Source organism: Streptomyces sp. NPDC104581, assembly GCF_055583685.1.
The window spans coordinates 167,106-186,595 of record NZ_JBVJNN010000001.1; the positions used below are offsets into that span (position 1 = coordinate 167,106).

Consider the following 19,490-nt stretch of genomic DNA (forward strand, 5'->3'; position numbering starts at 1 on the left):
TAGTGACTACCACCGAGGTAGTGTCTACCATGTGACCGACCAGCACTCAACCTTGCGGGCGCAGCGACGATCCGAGACGCAGCGCATGATCCAGGGGCACGCGGTACGGCTGTTCACCGAGCGGGGTTACGACGCCACGGCCGTGACCGACGTCGCCGCGGCCGCGGGCGTCTCCCCCATGACCGTCTACCGGCACTTCCCGACGAAGGAGGACCTCGTCCTCTTCGACCGGAACGGCGGGATCGTCGGCGAGCGGATCGCCGCGTCGTCCGCCGGGCACCCCCTGGTCCGCCGGATCGGCGACGCGCTGATCGAGTCGGCCACGATCCTGACCGGCGGCGCCCACGGGGGCGCGCCGACGGCGGACGAGCGTTTCCTGCTGGCCCGCCTGCGGCTCATGATCTCGACGCCCGCCCTGCGGGCCAAGCACCTGGACAACCAGTACGTCCTCCAGCGGGCGATCGTCGACGGTCTGGGTGACGAGGTCGGCGATCCCGACACCATGTTCCGCGCGCAGGCGGCGGCGAGCGCCTGTCTGGCCGTGATGCACATGGCAGTGATGCGCTGGGCCGAGGACGACGGGCGGACCGACCTCCCCGGCCTGATCGGGCAGGCGTTCGCCGCCGCCTTCGGTGACGGCGTCTTCGACGCCGGTCGGCGCTGACGGCTGACGGCTGACGGCTGACGGCTGACGGCGCCACTCTCACAGCACGCCCTGGCCGGCGTCCTCCGGTACGTCCTTCAGGAACACGATCCCGTCCGTCGTGGGCAGATGCGCCGGATGGAGCGGGAAGTAGCCGAAGTAGGGGGACACCCGGGGGACGGGGCGCGTGTCGCCGAGGGCGGTGGCCAGCCGGCCGGGATCGATGAGGCAGCTGTCCCCGGGGAGCCCGTACAGGACTCCTTCGAGGGTGTCCGGCGCGGGGGCGTCCACCCCCTGGTGCCGCATGGTGCCGATGCCCATGGCCAGGAAGGCGTACTCCTCGCCGAGCCGGGCGCTCACGATCGCGCCCGCGCTCCACCACTCCAGCCGCAGGCCCCCCATCCGCATCGAGCTCATCTCCCGCTGGAGATGGGCGTTGTGGGCGTGGACCAGCACCGGTCCGCGCCCGGCGAGGGCGATCAGGTTGTCGGCCATCATCTGGTCCCGCACACCGACCAGCCGGGTCATACGGCCCGGTGAGGTGTCGGCCATCCAGAAGTGGTAGCGCAGCAGGCCGAGGGCGGTCCGGCCGTGCAGACGCGCCCGGTCCCACTCCTCCCGCGAGGTCGCGGCGATCAGCTGCGGCGTCCGCTCGTCGAACAGTGACGACAGGTCGTCGGCGAGGACCCGCAGTTCGTACGCCTCGGCCGACTCCCCCGCGGACGCCGCCGGGTCCGTCATCGCGGCCGGATCGGTCCACCGGCCGTCGGCTCCGAGCAGGCGGTCGAGCGTCTCCGCGGTGCAGGGGAGCAGCTCCGGGGCCACCTCGGCGGCCAGATAGGCGTGGAGTGCGGTGAGTGCCTGCCGGGGGCTCGCGGCGCCGGTGATCTCCAGCGGACCGTCGAAGCCGGCGAACCGCACCCGCTCGGAGGCGGGCCTGCCCTCGTTGTACGCGCGTGCCCAGCGCACGAGTTCGCGGTTGGCCGCGGACGCGCCGAACCCGTGGCTGAACCCGTGCTCCATGACCTCGTCGAGGGTGCCCGTGCCCGAGGTGACGTAGTCGTCCACGACCAGGCCCCTCAGACAGTCGCTCTCGATCGCGATCGTCCGGTACCCCTCCTGTTCGACGAGCTGGCGGAAGAGGTCGTTGCGCAGGTCGAGCGGAGCGTCCACACCGTGGGTGGGCTCCCCGAGGGCGAGCACCCGGGGCCGGGACGGAAGCAGTCCCAGGACGGCGGAGGCGTCGACGGCCAGGGCGATGTCTTTACTGTCGGTGACCATGCCTTCAACGGTATCGTTGAACCTCCCATTGAAACTTTCCCGCGATATCGTGGGTCTCGTGGCACCAAACCCTCAAAACGGCAGACAGCTCAGACCGGTCGACCTGGCCCGTCGGCACGGTCTGTCCACGCAGGCGGTCAGGAACTACGAGGAGGCCGGCATCCTGCCCGCCGCCGACCGCACACCGCACGGGTACCGCGCCTACACGCCGCTGCACGCGCTGGCCCTGGCGGCGTTCCTCGCCCTGGTGCCGGGCCATGGTCACCACATGGCGACGTCGATCATGCGGGCCGTGAACGAGGGCGGGACGGACGAGGCGCTCCGCCTCGTCGACGAGAGCCACGCCCAGCTGCTCGACGACCGGCGGACGCTCCTGGCCGTGGAGAACGCCCTGCGTGATCTGGGGTCCGGGGCGCCGCCCGTGGCGGCGGCGGCCGGGCCGGGCGGCACGTTCGTCGGTCAACTGGCGCGGGAGCTGGGAATCCGGCCCGCGACGCTGCGCAAATGGGAACAGGCGGGGCTGGTACGGCCCCGCCGCGACCCGCTGACCGGGTACCGGGTCTACGACGAGGCGGATGTACGGGACGCCCGGCTGGCGCACCAACTCAGGCGCGGGGGCTATCTGCTGGAGCAGATCGCCCCGCTGCTCGCCCAGGTGCGCGCGGCCGGCGGGCTGGAGCCGCTGGAGGCCGCGCTGCACGACTGGCACGGCCGGCTGTCCGCGCGCGGGCGGGCGATGCTGAGCGGCGCCGCCGAGCTGGAGACGTACCTGCGCGAACGCCGCTGACACGACGGCGGACGGGCCGACGCCGCGCGCGACGCCGTACGCCCCGGAACGCGGATCGCGTTCCGGGGCGTACGGTCACATCCGCCCGGCGTCCCGGGTGGCGGTTCAGTCCACGAGCACGGTGTTGAGCGGCACCGCCCCGGCGTTCGGCGCGAACCGTCCGCCGAAGTTGCGCTCGACCTCGGACTTCTCGGCCGCGTTGGGGTAGGCGTTGGTGCAGCCGGTTCCCGCGCTGGAACCGGACATCAGGCTTGTGCAGGGGCCGGGCTTGCGGTCCGGCAGCCCCAGGATGTGGCCCAGTTCGTGCGATGAGATGCGGATCGTGTTGTGCCCCTCGTTCACGGCCTGACGGCCGATCCAGACGGTTCCGTTGCCCAGCGACGTGGTGAGCGCGCGGGGCCAGCCGTTGTCCGCCAGGACGCGTATGTTGGCGGACTGGCCGGACGCCACGGGCCGCAGTTCGACGGCGTCGACGCTCTCGTTCCAGATCGCCGCGCCCCGGTCGACCGCGGACCTGAACTCCGCGGAACCGCTGGCGTCGTAGGTGACCACACGCGCCGCCACCGCCCGGTCCGCTTCCGCGGTGGGAGCGGCCACGGCCTGGCCACCCAGCAGGGAAGCGGTCAGGGCCACGGCGGCGGCGAGCGCGCCGGTCAACTTACGGATGTGCATGGTCGACCTCCTTACGTCAGAGACAGTCGTGCACATGACATAACTTCCACTGCTCACTGCCCACGGACGGCCGACACCAATCCGTCAATCCGGCGCCCCGCGACACGGGCCCGAAACTCGCCCCCACACTGCGGGTCAGCCGAGCACGAACGGCATCTCCCGCCCCAGCGCGCCCAGTTGGGACTTCTCCGCATCGGTCGGGGCGCGCCGTCCGGTGCCGACCAGCAGCACGTCCGCGTCGGAGAACGACGCGGGGAACGGGGCTCCCGCGATCCGCTCCAGCGTCTCGCGGGTCCGGGCGAGCCCCTCGGCGGGCGGACCCGGCACCTGCGGCAGGTGCGCGACCAGGTCGAGGTGGTGAAGTGTCCACTCCGGTACGTACGCGCGGAGGTAGTCACCCGCGGTGAGGACCATGTCCTGGGTCGAGACCCGCAGACCCGGGTCGGCGAGTCCGGCGGCGCGGCCGGCGGCGGAGCCGACGTCGTCGAGGTGGAACTTGAGCAGCGCCGGGTCCCCGTACGCGGCGGCCAGCCGCACGGTCAGGGCGTCGAGCGGGTCGTCGCCGGCCGGCGGGGTCCGGGTGACACGCCAGTAGGTCACGGAGTCATGGGTCGGTTCCGTGCCGGCGGGGGTCACGAGGGTGATCAGGACGTCCTGGGCGTCGATGACCAGATGACAGACCAGATCCCGCACGAGCCAGCCCGCGCAGCCGGACGGCTGCGCGAAGTCCTCGTCGGCGAGTTGGGCGACCGCCGTGCGCAAGGCCGCCCAGGAGGCTGAGAATTGATCCACGTCGGCAAGGTAGTGCGGCGGCACGGCGGTGGACAAGCGGCGTCGAACCGCGCGCGTCGCCCGCCGCGCGGTCACACCGGGGGCGCTGAAGTCCTCGGCGCCGCCGGCTGCCCCGCCGTACCGGACGCCCCCTGCGGGGCAGCCGGCGGACGGAGCTCTCACAACACGCCCCGGGCGGCCCGGTACCGGTCCCGGACCTCGGGCAGGGCCACGAAGCCGGCCGACGCGTAGGTGGCCACGCCACCGGTGTTGGCGCTCGGGGTGCAGACGAGCGCGCTCGACGAACCCAGTCGCCGCAGCTCCGCGGCCGCGGCGACGGTGATCGCCGTGCCGTAGCCGTGCCGGCGGTGTGCCCGGTGCACGCCCATCGGTTCGAGCAGACCGGGCCGCCCCGGACCGGCCGACCACACCGTCACCGCGGCCACCGCTTCGCCGTGGCCGTCGTACGCGAGCAGGCACCGGGCGTCGGCGTACGGCGAGCCCCCGGCCATCGCGTGCCAGCCCTCGTCCGTGAACCCCGATCCGTCGAACGCCGCCCGGTGCACCGCGACATATGCGTGTGCCCGCTCCGGCCCGGCCACCTCGATCCGCGCACCCGGATCCTCCACCGGCGCGGTGAGGTCACGGCGCAGCGGCGTCCACGGCTCGTCGGTGTCCCAGCCCTCCTCGCACAGGAGGTCCTGGACGAGCGCGCCCATCGGCGCCTCGACGTTCACCCGTCCCCCGGGCAGCACACCGCGCTCCGGAACGGTCATGTCCGTGACCAACCGCCGGGCAAGTTCCTCGTCCTGGTGGGCGTCCGGCGCGATCGTCATCCGCAGCAGTCCGGGGCCGTCCAGCAGTCCGACGGCGAGTATCCGGCCGTCCCGGCGCCAGGTCCTGACCGCCGCCGCCGTCGCTTCCACGCCCGTCCGCCAATACCAGCCCAGGTCTCCCGGATGCAGCTGCGTGGGCGCCCCGTCGTCCTGCCACTCGCGCAGCGCGTTCACCGCCCCGGTCAGCCCGTCGGCTCCCGGTGTGTCCAGCGCGATCGTCATGCGCCCGATCACACACCACCGCACCGGCGGTCCGCATCCGGTTTCCGGGCGTCAGGGACCGTCCGACACCCCCTTGCTGCGATCTCCATAGTTTTCATTTGTGAGTGCCGTCTACACATGTGGACGAAAGACGGTTAGGCTGCGGCCGTAACCCATGCACGCCGACGGCTACCGCCCGTCGTATCCACCGGAGGTCAGGGTGCGCGACCCACAGGACAACGAGCCGCACCGGATCAGGGACATACGTCTCACGCCCGTCGCGTTCCGTGATCCGCCACTGCTCAACACCGTCGGCGTCCATGAGCCGTTCGCCCTGCGGGCCGTCGTCGAGGTCGTGACCCATTCCGGGCTGACCGGGCTCGGCGAGACGTACGGGGACCTGGCCCATCTGGAGCGGCTGCGGCTCGCGGCCGCCGAGCTGACCGGGGTCGACGTCTGGCACGTGCAGGAGATCGCCCGCCGGATCGCGGTCGTCCTGGCCGCCGACACGGACAAGGCCGGCCACGGCATGAGCGGCATGGTCACGGGAAGCCGGACCGCCGACCGCGTGCTGTCGCCGTTCGAAGTGGCGTGTCTCGACATCCAGGGCAAGGCGATCGGACGGCCGGTGAGCGACCTCCTCGGCGGAGCCGTCCGGGACCGGGTCGACTACAGCGCCTATCTCTTCTACAAGTGGGCGGGGCATCCCGGTGCGGAGCCCGACGAGTGGGGCGCGGCGCTCGATCCGGACCAACTGGTCGCGCAGGCGCGGCGGATGATCGACCAGTACGGCTTCACGGCGATCAAGCTCAAGGGGGGCGTGCTGCCGCCCGAGGAGGAGATCGAGGCGATCAGGGCCCTGCGCCGGGCCTTCCCGGGTCATCCGCTGCGGATCGATCCCAACGCGGCCTGGAGCGTGGAGACATCCATCCGGGTGGGCAGGGAACTCGACGGTGTGATCGAGTACCTGGAGGACCCGACCGCCGGGATCGGCGGCATGGCCGAGGTCGCGCGGGAGGTGCCGATGCCGCTCGCCACGAACATGTGCGTGGTGGCCTTCGACCAGCTCAGGCCCGCCGTCGCCGAGGACGCGGTGCAGGTGGTCCTCTCCGACCACCACTTCTGGGGCGGTCTGGGCCGTTCCCGTACGCTCGCCGGTGTCTGCGACACCTTCGGCCTGGGCCTGTCGATGCACTCCAACTCGCATCTGGGCATCAGCCTCGCGGCGATGACGCATCTGGCGGCGGCCACCCCCAACCTCAACTACGCCTGTGACACGCACTGGCCGTGGAAGAGCACCGACGAGGACGTCGTCGTGCCCGGCGCGCTGACCTTCCGGAACGGATCGGTCGCGGTGCCGACCGCACCGGGGCTGGGTGTGGAACTCGACCGCGACGCCCTGGCGCGGCTGCACGAGCAGTACCTCGCGTGCGGTATCCGCAGCCGCGACGACACCGGGTACTACCGCCGTACCACCGAACCGGCCTTCGACCCCACCCCGCCGCGATGGTGACGGCGCGGCGGGCCGCACCGCGAAAGGACGCACCGCGCAGGAACGCACCACGAACGACGGGGCGGCGAGCGGTCGTCGGGTCGTTCGTCCGGGGGGCGTCATGAGTGAGGAGACGCCATGAGAATCGTGCTGACCGACCCCATCCTCACCCGCTTCTCCGACGAGCTGACACGTGGCGGCACCGACGGGCACGACTGGGAGTTCCTCGCCGACCGGCCGGACACCCAGGTCGCGGGCCGGCTTCCGGACGCCGACGTACTCGTGGCGTCCCGGCTGACCGCTCCCGTGGCCGCCGCAGCCGGCCGGCTGCGGCTGGTGCATGTCACCGGCGCCGGGTACGACCGGATCGCGATGGACGCGCTGCCGCCCGGCACCGCCGTGTGCAACACCTTCCACCACGGCCCCTCCATCGCGGAGCACGTCGTGATGACCACGCTGATGCTCTCCCGCGGCGTGCCGCGCGCGGAGCGGCTGATGCGCGAGGGGACCTGGGAGTCGGTCGCCGTGGACCCGGGCGTCGCCCTGGGCACCACACTCGCGGGCCGTACGGTCGGTGTCGTGGGGCTCGGCGAGATCGGCCGGCAGGTGGTGCGGGCGACGAACGCGCTGGGCATGCGGGCGCGCGCGGTACGGCGCGATCCGCGGGCGCCCCTGCCGACCGGCGTGCGGCTGGACCGGGTCGACGGCGAGGAGGGGCTCGACGACCTGTTGGCGGGTTCGGACGTCGTCGTCCTGACCGTGCCGCTGTCGGCGGCCACGACCGGTCTCATCGGGGCGGCGCGGCTCGCCTTGATGCGCCCGCACGCCCTGCTGGTCAACGTGGCGCGCGGCCCGCTCGTCGACGAGGACGCGCTGTACGACGCGCTGTCCGCCCGGCGGATCGGCGGCGCGGGGCTGGACGTGTGGTGGGGCCACCCCAAGGACGGGGACGGCGCGCGCGGCCACACCCGCCCGTTCCACACGCTCGACAACGTCGTGATGACACCGCACCACTCCGGCCACACACGGGAGACGTTCGCCGACCGGGCGCGCGAGATCGCCGACAACGTCGGCCGGCTCTCCCGGGGCGAGCCGCTGACGAACGTGGTGCGCGGCGGGCGCTGAGTACGGCATCGGTCGACGGGCCCGTCGGTCAGAGGAACTGACGGGCCGTCAGTAGTACGGCGCCCGCCACCGCCAGCACCGTCGCGACGGCTCTGGCCCGGCCGACGTTCAGCTTGTCGGACAGCGGTCGCGCCAGCAGTACGCCCCCGGCGGCGGCCGGGGCCAGCAGCGCCGAGTAGCGCAGGCTGTCGCCGTGCACCGCGCCGACAGCCGCGAGCGCGGCCAGACTCATCAGCGAACCGGCGAGGAAGAACCCGCTCATCGTGGAGCGCAGCTCCGGCCCCGTCATGCGCTGCCAGACCAGCGCCATCGGCGGACCTCCGATGGAGGTCGCCGTCCCCATCAGGCCCGACGCCATGCCCGCCAGCGCCACGGCGCGCCTGGTCGGCGCCGGGCGGAAGCCGCGGACGCTGGCGACGACCCCCACCACGACCACACCGGCGACGCAGAGCGCCAGCCACCGCGCGGGCAGCAGGGCGACCAGCGCGGCGCCCGCGATCACCCCCGGTACCCGGCCGAGCAGCGCCCACCCCGCGCCCCGGAGGTTGACGTGCGCGCCGTCCAGCAGCAGTACGGAAGCGGTGACCGCGGTGGAAAGCAGCAGCACGACGGGGACGAGGGGCGGCGCGACCAGCGCGATCACGGGAGCGGCGAGCAGCCCGAGGCCGAAGCCGATCGACACCTGGAACAGCGTGCCCAGCAGGACGACCGCGGAGAGCAGCGCGAATACCGGCAGGCTCACCTGTCCGCCGATGCCGGGCCGGCCGCCGCTTCCCCACCGCCCGCCGGCCCGGCGACCGCCGCCCCGGAGTTCAGCGGGAAGTGGCACAGGCCCTCGTGCGAACCGTCGCGCACACTCACCGGTGGCTCCTCCTCGGCGCACTTGGCGACCGCGTGCCGGCACCGGGTACGGAACCGGCAGCCCGACGGCGGATCGAGCGGCGAGGGGATCTCCCCGCTCAGCAGTACGCGGTCGCCGCGCGGCGGCGCGCCGGAGACGTCCAGCGCGGGGGCCGCCGACATGAGCGCCGATGTGTACGGGTGGACCGGGCGCTCGAACACCTCCTCGGTGGCGCCGTGTTCGACGACCTTGCCGAGGTACATCACGGACACCCGCTCCGCGACGTGCCGGACCACCGACAGGTCGTGCGAGATGAACACGTAGGAGACCTGGAGCCGCCGCTGGAGATCGGAGAGCAGGTTGAGCACCTGCGCCTGCACCGACAGGTCCAGCGCGGACACCGGCTCGTCGCACACGATCAGATCGGGATCCAGGGCCAGGGCGCGGGCGATGCCCAGCCGTTGGCGCTGGCCGCCGGAGAACTCGTTCGGGTAGCGGAAGGCGTCGGAGGCCCGCAGCCCGACGAGGTCGAGCAGTTCGCGTACCCGGGTCTCGCGGGCCCGCGCGGTGGGTGCCAGGTCCCGGTGGCTTCTCCACGGCTCGCCGATGATGTCGGCGGCCGACATGCGGGCGTTGAGCGAGGCGAAGGGGTCCTGGAACACCATCTGCACCCGCCGGCGCCAGGCGAGCAGCTCCTTCTTCCGCAAGGAGAAGGGGTCTGTCCCGTCGAAGCGTACGGTCCCGGAGTCCGGCCGCTCCAGCAGGAGCAGCACCCGGGCCAGGGTGGACTTCCCGCAGCCGGACTCGCCCACCACCCCGAGCGTCTCACCCCGGCCGAGGCGCAGATCGACGCCGTCCAGCGCGGTCAGTCTGTTCTGTCCCGCGGCGTTGCGCGGGACGCGGAACGTCTTGGTCACCCCGGTGACCTCCAGCAGCGGGGCGGATGTCCCGGAGGCGGCGTTCTCAGGCACGGGTGAGCTCCTCGGAGAAGTGGCAGGCGACCGCGCGGCTCGCCCCGTCGTCGGACACCAGCCGGGGGCGTTCCTCGGCGCAGCGTTCCCTGGCGAGCGGGCAGCGCGCCTGGAAGACGCAGCCCGGCGGGACCGCGCTCAGCTCGGGCGGGCTGCCGGGGACGGCGGGCAACGGCCCGCCCCTCTCGGCGTGTTCGGGCACCGAGTCGAGCAGGCCCTTGGTGTAGGGGTGGCGGGGACGGGCGAACACCTCACGTACCGGGCCGGTCTCCACCACATTGCCGGCGTACATGATCGCGACGTCGTCGGCGCGTTCCGAGACCACGGCGAGGTCATGGGTGATCAGCAGGACCGCCATGTCGCGCTCGGCCTGGAGGTCCCGCAGCAGCTGCATGATCTGCGCCTGCACGGTGACGTCGAGCGCGGTGGTGGGTTCGTCGGCGATCAGTACGTCGGGGCCGAGCGCGACGGCCATCGCGATGAGCAGCCGCTGGCGCATACCGCCGGAGAACTGGTGCGGATACGAGCGGGCGCGGGCGCGCGGCTCGGGGATGCCGACGGTCTCCATCAGCTCGATCGCCTTCTCCCGCGCCAGGCGCCTGGACAGGCCGTGATGGATACGGAAGGGCTCGCCGAGCTGTTTGCCCACGGTCTGGACGGGGTTCAACGCGGTGAGCGCGTCCTGGAAGACGATCGACAGCACGGGCCCGGCGAGCCGTTTGCGTGCGGTGGTGCTCAGCCGCAGTACGTCGGTGCCGCCGACCCGGATCGCTCCGCCGACCACGTCGGCGACGGGTTCCAGCAGCCCGGCGATCGACTGCGCGGTCATCGACTTGCCGCAGCCGGACTCGCCGAGCAGCGCCAGGGTACGTCCCTTGTCGAGGGTGAAGCCGACCGAGTCGAGGGCGCGGACGGTGCCGGAGGGCGTACGGAGGTCGACGCTGAGGTGCTCGACCTCCAGCGCGCGTCGGCTGCCGCCGTCCCCGGCGGCCGTCTCGGCGGGCAGCGCGGCCCCGGACGGCTCGGGCGTCTTCGCCGTGTCCGTCGCGGACACCGGCAGGGCGGGCCGCCGCGTGCCGTCGTGCGCGGCCGGCCGCCGGCGCTTCTTCCTGGGCAGTGTCAGCCGCCAGCGCTGCGCGGGGTCCGTCGCCAGCCGCACCCACGCGGCCAGCACGGTGGCCGACACGGTGGTCAGGACGATGGCGAGTCCGGGCAGTACCGCGATCCACCAGGCCGTCTGGAGGTACTGGCGTCCCTGCGCGACCATCAGTCCCCAGCTGATGTCAGGCGGCTGGATGCCGATGCCGAGGAAACTCAGGGACGACTCGGTCAGCATGACGAAGCAGAAGTCGAGGGTGGCGACCGTGAGGAGCGTCGGCATGGCGATCGGCAGGATGTGCCGGTGGATCGTCGGCCAGGTGCCGGTGCCGAACGTCCGTGCCGCGTCCACGAAGAGACGGCTCCTGAGTTCGGCGCCCTCGGCGCGTGCGGTCCGCAGATAGACCGGTATCCGGGCCAGCGCGAGGATCAGCACGAGGTTCGTGGCGCTGGGCGCGAAGACGTAGAGGACGACGACGGCGAGCAGCAGGGAGGGGAAGCTGAGGATCACGTCGGCGACCCGCATCGCGGCGCTCTCCCGCCAGCCGCCGCGGTAGCTGGCCCACATACCGATCGCGGAGCCGATCACCAGTGAGCACACCACGGCCGGCAGGGCGACGGACAGGGTGGTCGCGGCCGCCTCGATCAGCCGGGCCAGCACGCTGCGGCCGAGGACGTCCGTGCCGAGCAGTCCGTAGAAGCCGTGGTCGAGGGAGGGCGGGCGCAGCGAGGCGGCCAGGTCCTGCCGTACGGCGCGGTCGCCGATGAGCAGGGGGCCGAACAGCGCGATCAGGAAGACCAGTGCGAGCAGTACGGCGGCGACGGCCGCGATCCGGTCCCTGCCGAGGAGCGTCCACCAGCGCGGTGGTCGGCTGCCGGGGGTGGCGGTACCGGTGGGCGGTTCGGCGGTGGCGGTGACGGTGGTGGTCATCGTGGCTCCTTGGGTCACGCCGGTACCGCCTGTCGGACGCGCGGGTCGAGCAGCGCGTAGCAGACGTCGATGAGGATGTTCAGGGCGAAGATCGTCAGGGCCGTGAGCAGGACGGCCGCCTGGAGAACGGCGAAGTCCCGCTGGAGGATCGAGTCGATCATGAGCTTGCCGATGCCCGGCCAGCCGAAGATCGTCTCGACGACCACCGCTCCGTTGACGAGCCCGATCGTGAGGTCGCCGGCGACGGTGAGGGCGGGCGTGATCGCGTTGCGCAGGGCGTGGCCGAAGATGACCCGCTTCTCGCCGGCGCCCTTGCTGCGGGCCACCTTGACGTACGGCGCGGAGAGCGCGGCGACCATGGCACCCCGCACCACCTGGACGAGCACGCCGAACGGGCGGATCAGCAGGGTGGCGATGGGCAGGATCCATACCTCGGGACCGCCGGAGACGCCGGAGGTGGGCAGCACGGCCAGGTTGACGCCGAAGATCAGCACTCCGGTGATGGCGAACCAGAAGTCCGGGATGCTGGCCGCGGCCATCGCCAGGAAGCTGGCGATCCGGTCGGCGAGGGAGTTGGGCCGGTAGGCGGCGAGGCTGCCGATCAGGATCGCGCCCAGCGCGGCGATGACCATGGTGACGGCCGCGAGCTGGAGCGTCGCGGGGAACGCGGTCAGCGCCATGTCGGCGGCCGACTGCCCGGTGCGCAGTGACGTCCCGAAGTCGAGCCGCACCACCTGGCCGAGGTAGTCCCAGAGCTGGGCGCCGATCGACTGGTCGAAGCCGTGCTCGGCGGAGAACGCGGCCCGCTGGTCGGGGGTGGCGCTCAGCGGCAGGTAGAGGTTGACGGGGTTGCCGGTCAGCCGTGCCAGGCAGAAGACGCCGAACACCACGAAGACCAGGGGGATCGCGCTCGATATGATCCGTTTGCGGAGAAAGGTCGTCATGTCAGCGGCTCTCTTCCCCGGCGCGGCCGACCGCGGCCAGTCTCAGTTCGTCACCGGTGGCGGAGTTGGGCTCGTAGCGCACCGACGACGACAGACCGAGCAGTCCGCGCATGTGCGCGAGATGGACGTACTGCGCGACGGCCTCGTTCTGGTAGGCGAACACCTCGGCGAAGGCTCTCTGGCGCTTCTCGCCGGCCAGCGCGGTCGCCGCCGCGACCCGCCGGTCCAGCTCCGGTGTTCCGAAGGTGGACTGGGGACTGCCGCTGAGCAGGTACTGACTGGCGGTGAACGCCGCGTCGCCCGCCTGGTTGCCGTGCATGATCAGCAGGGCGATCGGTCCGACGTTCTCGGGCAGGGGCCGCAGTTGGTACTGGAGGTGCGCGGCGGTGTCGGTCATGAGGATCTTGACGTTCAGCCCCAGCTGCGCCATCTGGTACTGGAGCGCCTCGGCGGTCTCGGCGACCCTCGGGAACTGACCGTTGCGCGCGACCAGGGTGATCTTCCGGTCGACGGGTACGCCGTCGGCCGCCGCCGCCTTCACGAGTGCGCGGGCGGCCCTGAGGTCGGGCTCGGTCGGGGTGAGGCCGTCGTTGAAGCCCACGACGCCCTTCGGGACGAGTTGCGCGGCGGGCTCGCCCAGTTCGCCGAAGAGGGTCTCGGAGATCGACTGCCGGTCGATGACCATGTCGATCGCCTTGCGGACCCGGATGTCGTCGAGCGGGGCCTCGCGGCCGTCGAGCCGTAGCGCCGTCGTCTCGTTGTTCGGATAGGCGACCGAGTTCTCCTCGGTGGCGTCCTTCGGGTCGAGGGCGGTCGCGAGGTCGGCCTCGCCCTTGGTGATCATCGCGGCGCGTACGCTCGGTTCCGACCGCCACACGTAGCGGGCGCGGGCGAACGCGGGCGCCTCGCCCCAGTAGTCGTCGTTGCGGTCGAGCGTGATGGAGACACCGGTCTGCCAGCCGCCGACGGCGTACGGGCCGGTCCCGACCGGCACTCTGACCTTCGCCTCGGTGCTGGTCGTGCGCGGCACCACCTCGATGAAGCTCAGCCGCAGGGGAAGGATCGGATCGGGCTTCGCGGTGGTGACCGTCACGGTGGTGTCGCCGGTGGCGCGCACCTCGACACCGGAGTCGTCGAAGACGTAGCCGTCGACGTTGCAGGAGAGATCGGAGTTGACCGCGCGGTCGATGGAGAACGCGGCGTCCTCGGCCGTGAACTCCTGCCCGTTCTGGAAGGTGACACCGGTTCGGGTGTCGAAGGTCCAGGTGGTGGGCGCCGTCTGCCGCCAGCCCGTCGCGAGCAGCGGCTGGAGTTCGCCGGTGTCGGGGTCCCGCTCGACGAGCGGTTCGGTGACGTTGGAGCGGACCACGACACCGGTGGAGGCGAGTGAGGACTCGCAGGGTTCGAGGGTCGGCGGTTCCTGATCGAGCACGATCCGCAGGGTGTTGCCGCCGGCCGCGCCGATGGCGCCGCCGGTGTCGCTGTTGGCGACCGTGCACGCGCTGGTGAACAGCAGCGCCGCGGCGGCGAGGCCGGCGACCGGCGCCCTGCCGCGGCGACGACGCCCGGCACGAGGGGCGGATGACGGGGAACGAGGGGGTTTGTACAGCGCGGAAAGCAGGGGCGATCGACGTACGGAAGACAGCATCGTCTCTCCGATGGGCTGAGTAGGTGCTACCGGAGTCGCAGAGCCAGCGAAAGCTGTCTATAAATGCGGACCCAGTCTGCATTTGTAGACGGAACCGTAGGCTTGCCCCCTGGGGCCGTCAAGGGGTGCGACAGGAGACCCCAAGGGCGCCGGCACCGGCGGCCACGACTTCCCGCACCGCGCTGAGCACGGGGTTGACGCGCTCGGCCCACCGCGGGCGACGGGCCCTCACGACGCTACGGGGCCGGGCCCGCCGGGCTTCACGGGGGCCGGGCGGAGCGGTCAGCGGCCCACCGCCGGTGCCCGATCCTGCCCTGCCATGCTCAACGGGTATCAAGTGATGCGTTCTTGGTGTTAGACAGGTATCGCCGACGCCCATACGCTCCGGTCAGTCCCTCGACCCTGGAGCACCACCATGACGCTGTTCGACCCGGAGACCCTGCGGTCCGTACTCGGCACGGGATTGCTGTCCTTCCCCGTCACCCACGCGCGTCCGGATTTCGGCTTCGACGAGGACGCCTACCGCGAACACGTCGCCCGGCAGTCCTCGCTGCCGACGTCCGGTGTCTTCGCCGCCGGCGGCACCGGCGAGTTCTTCGCGCTCACGCCCACCGAGGTCGCCCGGGTCGTACGGGCGGCCGTCGCGGCTACCGGAGACGCGAAACCGGTGGTGGCACCGGCCGGGTACGGCACGGCGCAGGCGGTCGCGATGGCCCGTGACGCCGAGGCCGCGGGCGCGTCGGGCGTCTTCCTGCTGCCGCCGTATCTGACCGAGCTGTCCCAGGCGGGGCTGATCGCCCATGTCCGCGCGGTGTGCGAGGCGACCGGCCTCGGTGTGATCGTCTACCACCGGGCCAACGCCGCGTTCGGCTACGACGCGGTGCGGGAACTCACCGACTCCTGCCCCAACCTGATCGGGTTCAAGGACGGCATCGGTGACGTCGATCTGATGACCCGCATCCACGCGCGGCTGCACGGGCGGCTGCTGTCCATCGGCGGGCTGCCGACCGCCGAGACGTACGCCCTGCCGTATCTGGAGATGGGCGTCACGACGTACTCCTCGGCGCTGCTCAACTTCGTCCCGGAGTTCGCGCTCGACTTCTACGACGCGGTGCGCGCACGCGACGCCGGGACCGTCTACCGCAAGCTCGACGAGTTCGTCCTGCCCTACCTCGACATCCGTGACCGGCAGCCGGGCTACGCGGTGTCGATCGTGAAGGCCGGGCTGAGGGCCACCGGCCGGGACCCGGGCCCCGTACGCCCGCCGCTGACCGATCTCACGGCGACGGAACTGGCCGAGCTCACGGCGCTGGTGGAGAAGGTGCTTCCGGCGTGACGGCCGCCTCCCCCGTACCGGGTGACGGAACGGTCCTCCAGGTCTGTCCGCTGCCCGCCTCACTGGAGTCCGCGCTCGCGGCGCACCACCGCACGGTGCGACTGCCCGAGGGGGCGGAATCGGCCGCGTTCCTGCGGGACCACGGCGACGAGGTGGTGGCCGCCGTGACCCGGGCGCGGACCGGGGTCTCGCACGAGTTGATGGACGCGCTGCCCCGGCTCGGCGCCATCGTCAACTTCGGGGTCGGCTACGAGACGACGGACGTCCCGCGCGCCCGCGCCCGCGGTATCCGGATCAGCAACACCCCCGACGTACTCACCGACTGCGTGGCCGACCTGGCCGTGGGCGCGCTGATCGACGTGATGCGCCGGCTCTCCGCCGCCGACCGTTATGTACGGCGGGGCGACTGGGTTCCGGGCGGCTTCCCCCTGACTACCAAGGTGAGCGGGAAGCGGGTCGGCATCCTGGGCCTCGGCCGGATCGGGCGCGCGATCGCCCGCCGGCTCGAAGGGTTCGACGTCGAGCTGAGCTACCACTCGCGTACGGCGGCGGACGACGTGCCGTACCGCTACGCGGGCTCACCCCACGCACTCGCCGCCGGGGCGGATGTCCTCGTGGTCGCCGCCGCCGGGGGTGACGGCACGCGGGGTCTGGTCTCCGCGGACGTGCTCGAAGCGCTCGGGCCCCGCGGCTATCTGGTCAATATCGCCAGGGGCAGTGTCATCGACGAAGCCGCGCTGGTCGCCGCCCTCCTCACGGGCGGGATCGCCGGGGCGGCGCTCGACGTCTTCGTCGATGAACCGCGTGTCCCGCCGGCTCTCCTGGCGCTCGACACCGTGGTACTCCTGCCGCACATCGCCAGTGGTACGCACGAGACCCGTGAGGCCATGGGGGAACTCGCCTTCCGGAACCTCCACCGGTTCATGACCGAGGGCACCCTGGTCACCCCCGTACCGGAGCCGCCCACGGGGTGAGGCCCCGGACCCGCAGCCGGTTCGGGAAGGCGCGGGGCCGGGTCAGCCGGGTGGCCCGGGGTTGTCGCCGGAGCCCCGGACCAGCAGGTGTTCGAGGCGGTCGAAGCGTGCGTGCAGGGCGCGCAGTTCGCGGGCGGCGTCCGTCTCCCCCGCCGACTCGGCGTGTTCCAGGGCGAGCGCCACCCGGCGGGCCCTGCGCGCGGCGCTCCCCACGAACCAGGTGGCCAGGGAGGCGGTGACGATGCTGAAGACCGAGATCCCGACGAGCATCACGATGCCCGCGATGACACGGCCGGGTGCGGTGACCGGGTACAGGTCCCCGTACCCGACGGTGGTCGCGGTCTCGACGGACCACCACAGGGCGAGGGGGAACGAGGTGATGGTCGCCCGGGGCGCCGACGACTCGAACGGGACGATGATCCAGGAACCGAGCAGCAGCACCACGACCACACCGATGGCCGCCCACGCGGAGGCCCGCACGTGCAGCCGCTGCCATCGCTCGTTGCCCAGCAGCTTGCGCAGTAGATAGAGCGGCGAGAGCGGAGGCATGGACCGAAACTAAGGGCTGCCGGAGCGCGCGGGGAGCAGGACACACCCGAGGGAGCCGGAGCGCGCGGGGAGCGGGACACACCCGGTGAGCAGCGGCGCGGGGCCGGGGCTCCCGGTCAGGCTCCGGGTCCCGTCGCCGGCCGCGCGTACGGGACGCCGCCGGCCCGTGGCCGGGTCCGGCCCCGTCAGGCGAACTCGTCGTGGTCCGCGAGGACTTCGGCGATCACCCCTCTGTTGGCCCGGGCCGCTTCCTCGTCCGTGTCGATGTCCCGGGACAGGACCAGCAGCGCCTTCCACAGGGCCCATCCCCGGGCACGGGCCCAGGTGCCCTCGTCCTGGCCGACCGTCCGCCGGAACGCCGCCCGGCTCTCGCCGTGGAACATCCCCCACGCGATCACCAGATCGCAGGCGGGGTCCCCGACCCCCGACGTGCCGAAGTCGATGACGGCCGCCAGCTTCCCGTCCGCGACCAGCAGATTGCCGAAGGCGATGTCGCCGTGGAACCACACCGGCTCCCCGCGCCACTCGGCGGCGAGCGCGGCCTCCCACACGGCGGCGGCCCTGGCGGTGTCCACCCGGCCGTCGAGCGCGGCGAGACAGCGGCGCGTCTCCTCGTCGTAGTGCGCGGGCGGTGTGCCCCGGTAGGCGCTGTGCTCCCCCGCGACCGGGCCGCCGGTCGCGTCACAGCGCTGGAGGGCGAGCAGGAACTCGCCCACCTCGACGGCGAACGCCGTCATGTCCCCGATCCGCTCGGGCACCGCCGTCCCGCCCGGCAGCCAGCCACGCACCGACCAGGGGAAGGGATAGCCCTCACCGGGAACTCCCAGTCCGAGCACCGGCGGTACGGCGACCGGCAGTTGGGGTGCCAGCACAGGAAGCCACCGGTTCTCCTTGGCGACGGCGGGGGCGTAGCCGGCGGCGGTGGGCAGCCGGGCGGTCATGCTCTCGCCGAGCCGGTATGTCCGGTTGTCCCAGCCGTCGACCTCCACGGGGGTGACCGGCAGGGCGCTCCACTGCGGGAACTGCGCGGCGATCAGACGTTTCACCAGGGCCGCGTCGATTCCGGCGCGGCCGTCGGGCGGAGTGGGGGGCATCCCCCGATCATCGCGCCCGGCGATCAAACCGGGCAACGGGATTTCACACCACGCCCGGGACCTTGTCGGGGAACCGGCCGCAGAGCCAGTTCCCCGGTTCCGCCGGGTCGTCGCTCATCCAGAACTGGCGCCACAACAGCGCGAACTCCGCACGGCTGAGGTGGCCGTCGCCGTTCGCGTCGAGCAGTTCGAAGACGCCCGTCATGTCCGCGGGCTGCCCGTTCCAGGTCTCGACGAGCCTGTGGTGTTCCTCCGGGGATATCCGGCCGTCGCCGTTGGTGTCCGTGGCGTCGAAGACGGTGTCGGCGGTCGCGGTGACGTCCCCGACCATGGCCGGGAGCCGGTCGACGAGCGCGAGCAGTTCGTCCAGGTCGACGGCGCCGTCTCCGTTGGCGTCCCCGACCTCGACCAGCGCCGCCCACCAGCCCATCAGCAGCGACTCCACCCGGGCGCGCAGTTCCGTGCCCGGCTCCACTCCCGGCAGCCGGCTCCAGCGGGCGACGAGCGCCTCGAAGTCCCGCTGCCGCAGATAGCCGTCACCGTCCGCGTCGAACGCGGCGAACATCCCTTTGAGCTTGCGCTCCTGAAACGCGCTGGCCATGAGCGGCCTCCCTCGACGCCGAACCCGAACCGAACCACGAACCGCAGCGACCGCCAGGCAAATGTAGGCGCAGGCGCGCCCGTATCTCCACGGGCACATACGCTCGATCGTTAACCCTCAGAGGGCAGGCGCACCGGTCCGGCCGACCGCAGGAGTCAGGTGTCGTCCTCGATCCTGATGGCCTCCCTGAGACTCTTCACAGCGGTGCCCGGCTTGCCTTCCTGGGTCTCCAGCAGCGCCGCCGCGATGGCGTCCAGCTTCAGCTGGATGGCGTGCTCCGCGCGGCGCTCGGAGTTCTTCAGCAGGGCGAGCAGCAGCAATGTCACCGCGGTCATCGACTCGCCGGCGAGCAGCAGCCAGGTCACCTCCAGCTTGGCGAAGTGCGCGCCGATGACGACGCCGACGAGGACCATGCAGACCCCGAAGAACGCCGGCGAGCTGGTGAAGTTGGAGGCGTACTCGGCAAGGCGGGCGAACCGTCCGGGACTGTCGCCACCACGTTTCGCGGGATGTTGAAGCGTCATGCGCCCGACCGTACACACGTTCTCCCCTTCCTCGGCGGGAAGCGCCGGAAGCGCTGTGTTTTCTCTCACGCATACGTTCGGATCCGATGGGCACCAGGGGGTGGCACCACGGGCGATGCCCAATCGAAATCAACCGGACAGCACGGCCGGGAAGTGTCTCCGGACGACGTA

Annotated in this window: 19 protein-coding genes; 6 read left to right on the top strand and 13 right to left on the bottom strand. The window is 72.0% G+C overall.

The features are described 5' to 3' along the window. The first annotated feature begins 31 nt into the window (after positions 1–31). On the top strand, positions 32–664 hold the full coding sequence (locus ACZ61E_RS00730) for a TetR/AcrR family transcriptional regulator (RefSeq protein ID WP_469696363.1): 633 nt from the start codon (positions 32–34) through the stop codon (positions 662–664). A 39-nt stretch (positions 665–703) separates the two neighbouring features. On the opposite strand, the gene ACZ61E_RS00735 is transcribed toward ACZ61E_RS00730, so the two are convergent. Beyond that, on the bottom strand, positions 704–1,924 hold the full coding sequence (locus ACZ61E_RS00735; RefSeq protein ID WP_469696365.1) for an erythromycin esterase family protein: 1,221 nt from the start codon (positions 1,922–1,924) through the stop codon (positions 704–706). 58 nt (positions 1,925–1,982) lie between these two features. On the opposite strand from ACZ61E_RS00735, the gene ACZ61E_RS00740 reads away from it, so the two are divergent. Continuing rightward, entirely contained in the window at positions 1,983–2,711 is a 729-nt protein-coding gene (locus tag ACZ61E_RS00740) for a TioE family transcriptional regulator (RefSeq protein ID WP_469696366.1), read from the top strand. Positions 2,712–2,816: 105 nt separating this feature from the next. On the opposite strand, the gene ACZ61E_RS00745 is transcribed toward ACZ61E_RS00740, so the two are convergent. The 3 genes from ACZ61E_RS00745 to ACZ61E_RS00755 all read right to left on the bottom strand — a co-directional run bounded on the left by ACZ61E_RS00745 (position 2,817) and on the right by ACZ61E_RS00755 (position 5,212). After that, positions 2,817–3,383 (bottom strand): snapalysin family zinc-dependent metalloprotease, encoded by a 567-nt coding sequence (locus ACZ61E_RS00745; RefSeq protein WP_469696368.1) that lies wholly within the window; start codon positions 3,381–3,383, stop codon positions 2,817–2,819. A 135-nt stretch (positions 3,384–3,518) separates the two neighbouring features. Then, positions 3,519–4,175: a maleylpyruvate isomerase N-terminal domain-containing protein gene (locus ACZ61E_RS00750; RefSeq protein WP_469696370.1), complete on the bottom strand. Its 657-nt coding sequence runs from the start codon at positions 4,173–4,175 to the stop codon at positions 3,519–3,521. Between the two features lie 158 nt (positions 4,176–4,333). Further along, the gene (locus ACZ61E_RS00755; RefSeq protein ID WP_469696372.1) at positions 4,334–5,212 is read right to left on the bottom strand and encodes a GNAT family N-acetyltransferase; all 879 of its coding nucleotides are present in this window, start codon (positions 5,210–5,212) and stop codon (positions 4,334–4,336) included. Positions 5,213–5,366: 154 nt separating this feature from the next. Here ACZ61E_RS00755 and ACZ61E_RS00760 point away from each other — a divergent pair, with 154 nt between their 5' ends. Further along, positions 5,367–6,704 carry a glucarate dehydratase family protein gene (locus ACZ61E_RS00760; protein ID WP_469696374.1) on the top strand — a complete coding sequence of 446 codons (1,338 nt, stop codon included), beginning with the start codon at positions 5,367–5,369 and terminating at the stop codon, positions 6,702–6,704. A gap of 117 nt (positions 6,705–6,821) precedes the next feature. Next, the gene (locus tag ACZ61E_RS00765) at positions 6,822–7,808 is read left to right on the top strand and encodes a 2-hydroxyacid dehydrogenase (protein ID WP_469696376.1); all 987 of its coding nucleotides are present in this window, start codon (positions 6,822–6,824) and stop codon (positions 7,806–7,808) included. 28 nt (positions 7,809–7,836) lie between these two features. On the opposite strand, the gene ACZ61E_RS00770 is transcribed toward ACZ61E_RS00765, so the two are convergent. Genes ACZ61E_RS00770 through ACZ61E_RS00790 form a run of 5 tightly spaced genes read right to left on the bottom strand, consistent with a single transcriptional unit; the run spans position 7,837 to position 14,241 of the window. Continuing rightward, on the bottom strand, positions 7,837–8,550 hold the full coding sequence (locus tag ACZ61E_RS00770) for a TSUP family transporter (RefSeq protein WP_469696377.1): 714 nt from the start codon (positions 8,548–8,550) through the stop codon (positions 7,837–7,839). Then, positions 8,547–9,620 carry an ABC transporter ATP-binding protein gene (locus ACZ61E_RS00775; protein ID WP_469696378.1) on the bottom strand — a complete coding sequence of 358 codons (1,074 nt, stop codon included), beginning with the start codon at positions 9,618–9,620 and terminating at the stop codon, positions 8,547–8,549. Before ACZ61E_RS00775 ends, ACZ61E_RS00770 begins: the two co-directional genes overlap by 4 nt. Then, on the bottom strand, positions 9,613–11,649 hold the full coding sequence (locus ACZ61E_RS00780; RefSeq protein ID WP_469696380.1) for a dipeptide/oligopeptide/nickel ABC transporter permease/ATP-binding protein: 2,037 nt from the start codon (positions 11,647–11,649) through the stop codon (positions 9,613–9,615). Before ACZ61E_RS00780 ends, ACZ61E_RS00775 begins: the two co-directional genes overlap by 8 nt. A 14-nt stretch (positions 11,650–11,663) precedes the next feature. Continuing rightward, complete coding sequence (locus ACZ61E_RS00785; RefSeq protein WP_469696381.1) at positions 11,664–12,593, bottom strand: ABC transporter permease; 930 nt, start codon at positions 12,591–12,593, stop codon at positions 11,664–11,666. Position 12,594: 1 nt separating this feature from the next. Continuing rightward, entirely contained in the window at positions 12,595–14,241 is a 1,647-nt protein-coding gene (locus ACZ61E_RS00790) for an ABC transporter substrate-binding protein (protein WP_469696382.1), read from the bottom strand. Between the two features lie 415 nt (positions 14,242–14,656). Between ACZ61E_RS00790 and kdgD the strand changes: the two genes are divergently transcribed. Together kdgD and ACZ61E_RS00800 are read left to right on the top strand one after the other, a co-directional pair. Next, the gene (gene kdgD, locus ACZ61E_RS00795; protein WP_469696383.1) at positions 14,657–15,577 is read left to right on the top strand and encodes a 5-dehydro-4-deoxyglucarate dehydratase; all 921 of its coding nucleotides are present in this window, start codon (positions 14,657–14,659) and stop codon (positions 15,575–15,577) included. Then, a complete protein-coding gene (locus ACZ61E_RS00800) occupies positions 15,574–16,551 on the top strand; it encodes a 2-hydroxyacid dehydrogenase (protein WP_469696384.1) in 978 nt (325 codons plus the stop codon). Before kdgD ends, ACZ61E_RS00800 begins: the two co-directional genes overlap by 4 nt. A gap of 42 nt (positions 16,552–16,593) precedes the next feature. On the opposite strand, the gene ACZ61E_RS00805 is transcribed toward ACZ61E_RS00800, so the two are convergent. The 4 genes from ACZ61E_RS00805 to ACZ61E_RS00820 form a co-directional block, all read right to left on the bottom strand. Beyond that, entirely contained in the window at positions 16,594–17,100 is a 507-nt protein-coding gene (locus ACZ61E_RS00805) for a potassium channel family protein (RefSeq protein WP_469696386.1), read from the bottom strand. Between the two features lie 185 nt (positions 17,101–17,285). After that, positions 17,286–18,194 (bottom strand): aminoglycoside phosphotransferase family protein, encoded by a 909-nt coding sequence (locus ACZ61E_RS00810; RefSeq protein ID WP_469696387.1) that lies wholly within the window; start codon positions 18,192–18,194, stop codon positions 17,286–17,288. A 43-nt stretch (positions 18,195–18,237) separates the two neighbouring features. After that, positions 18,238–18,795 carry an EF-hand domain-containing protein gene (locus tag ACZ61E_RS00815; RefSeq protein WP_469696388.1) on the bottom strand — a complete coding sequence of 186 codons (558 nt, stop codon included), beginning with the start codon at positions 18,793–18,795 and terminating at the stop codon, positions 18,238–18,240. A gap of 155 nt (positions 18,796–18,950) precedes the next feature. After that, positions 18,951–19,319, bottom strand: coding sequence for a low affinity iron permease family protein (locus ACZ61E_RS00820; protein WP_469696389.1), 369 nt, complete (start codon positions 19,317–19,319; stop codon positions 18,951–18,953). Between the last annotated feature and the right edge of the window lie 171 nt (positions 19,320–19,490).

Excerpts from the sequence above, each read along its gene's own strand:
- ACZ61E_RS00805 (WP_469696386.1), bottom strand. The coding sequence starts at position 17,100 with ATGCCTCCGCTCTCGCCGCTCTATCTACTGCGCAAGCTGCTGGGCAAC.
- ACZ61E_RS00760 (WP_469696374.1), top strand. The coding sequence starts at position 5,367 with ATGCACGCCGACGGCTACCGCCCGTCGTATCCACCGGAGGTCAGGGTG.
- ACZ61E_RS00765 (WP_469696376.1), top strand. The coding sequence starts at position 6,822 with ATGAGAATCGTGCTGACCGACCCCATCCTCACCCGCTTCTCCGACGAG.
- ACZ61E_RS00785 (WP_469696381.1), bottom strand. The coding sequence starts at position 12,593 with ATGACGACCTTTCTCCGCAAACGGATCATATCGAGCGCGATCCCCCTG.
- ACZ61E_RS00755 (WP_469696372.1), bottom strand. The coding sequence starts at position 5,212 with ATGACGATCGCGCTGGACACACCGGGAGCCGACGGGCTGACCGGGGCG.
- ACZ61E_RS00780 (WP_469696380.1), bottom strand. The coding sequence starts at position 11,649 with ATGACCACCACCGTCACCGCCACCGCCGAACCGCCCACCGGTACCGCC.
- kdgD (WP_469696383.1), top strand. The coding sequence starts at position 14,657 with ATGACGCTGTTCGACCCGGAGACCCTGCGGTCCGTACTCGGCACGGGA.
- ACZ61E_RS00810 (WP_469696387.1), bottom strand. The coding sequence starts at position 18,194 with ATGCCCCCCACTCCGCCCGACGGCCGCGCCGGAATCGACGCGGCCCTG.
- ACZ61E_RS00790 (WP_469696382.1), bottom strand. The coding sequence starts at position 14,241 with ATGCTGTCTTCCGTACGTCGATCGCCCCTGCTTTCCGCGCTGTACAAA.
- ACZ61E_RS00820 (WP_469696389.1), bottom strand. The coding sequence starts at position 19,319 with ATGACGCTTCAACATCCCGCGAAACGTGGTGGCGACAGTCCCGGACGG.
- ACZ61E_RS00815 (WP_469696388.1), bottom strand. The coding sequence starts at position 18,795 with ATGGCCAGCGCGTTTCAGGAGCGCAAGCTCAAAGGGATGTTCGCCGCG.
- ACZ61E_RS00745 (WP_469696368.1), bottom strand. The coding sequence starts at position 3,383 with ATGCACATCCGTAAGTTGACCGGCGCGCTCGCCGCCGCCGTGGCCCTG.
- ACZ61E_RS00735 (WP_469696365.1), bottom strand. The coding sequence starts at position 1,924 with ATGGTCACCGACAGTAAAGACATCGCCCTGGCCGTCGACGCCTCCGCC.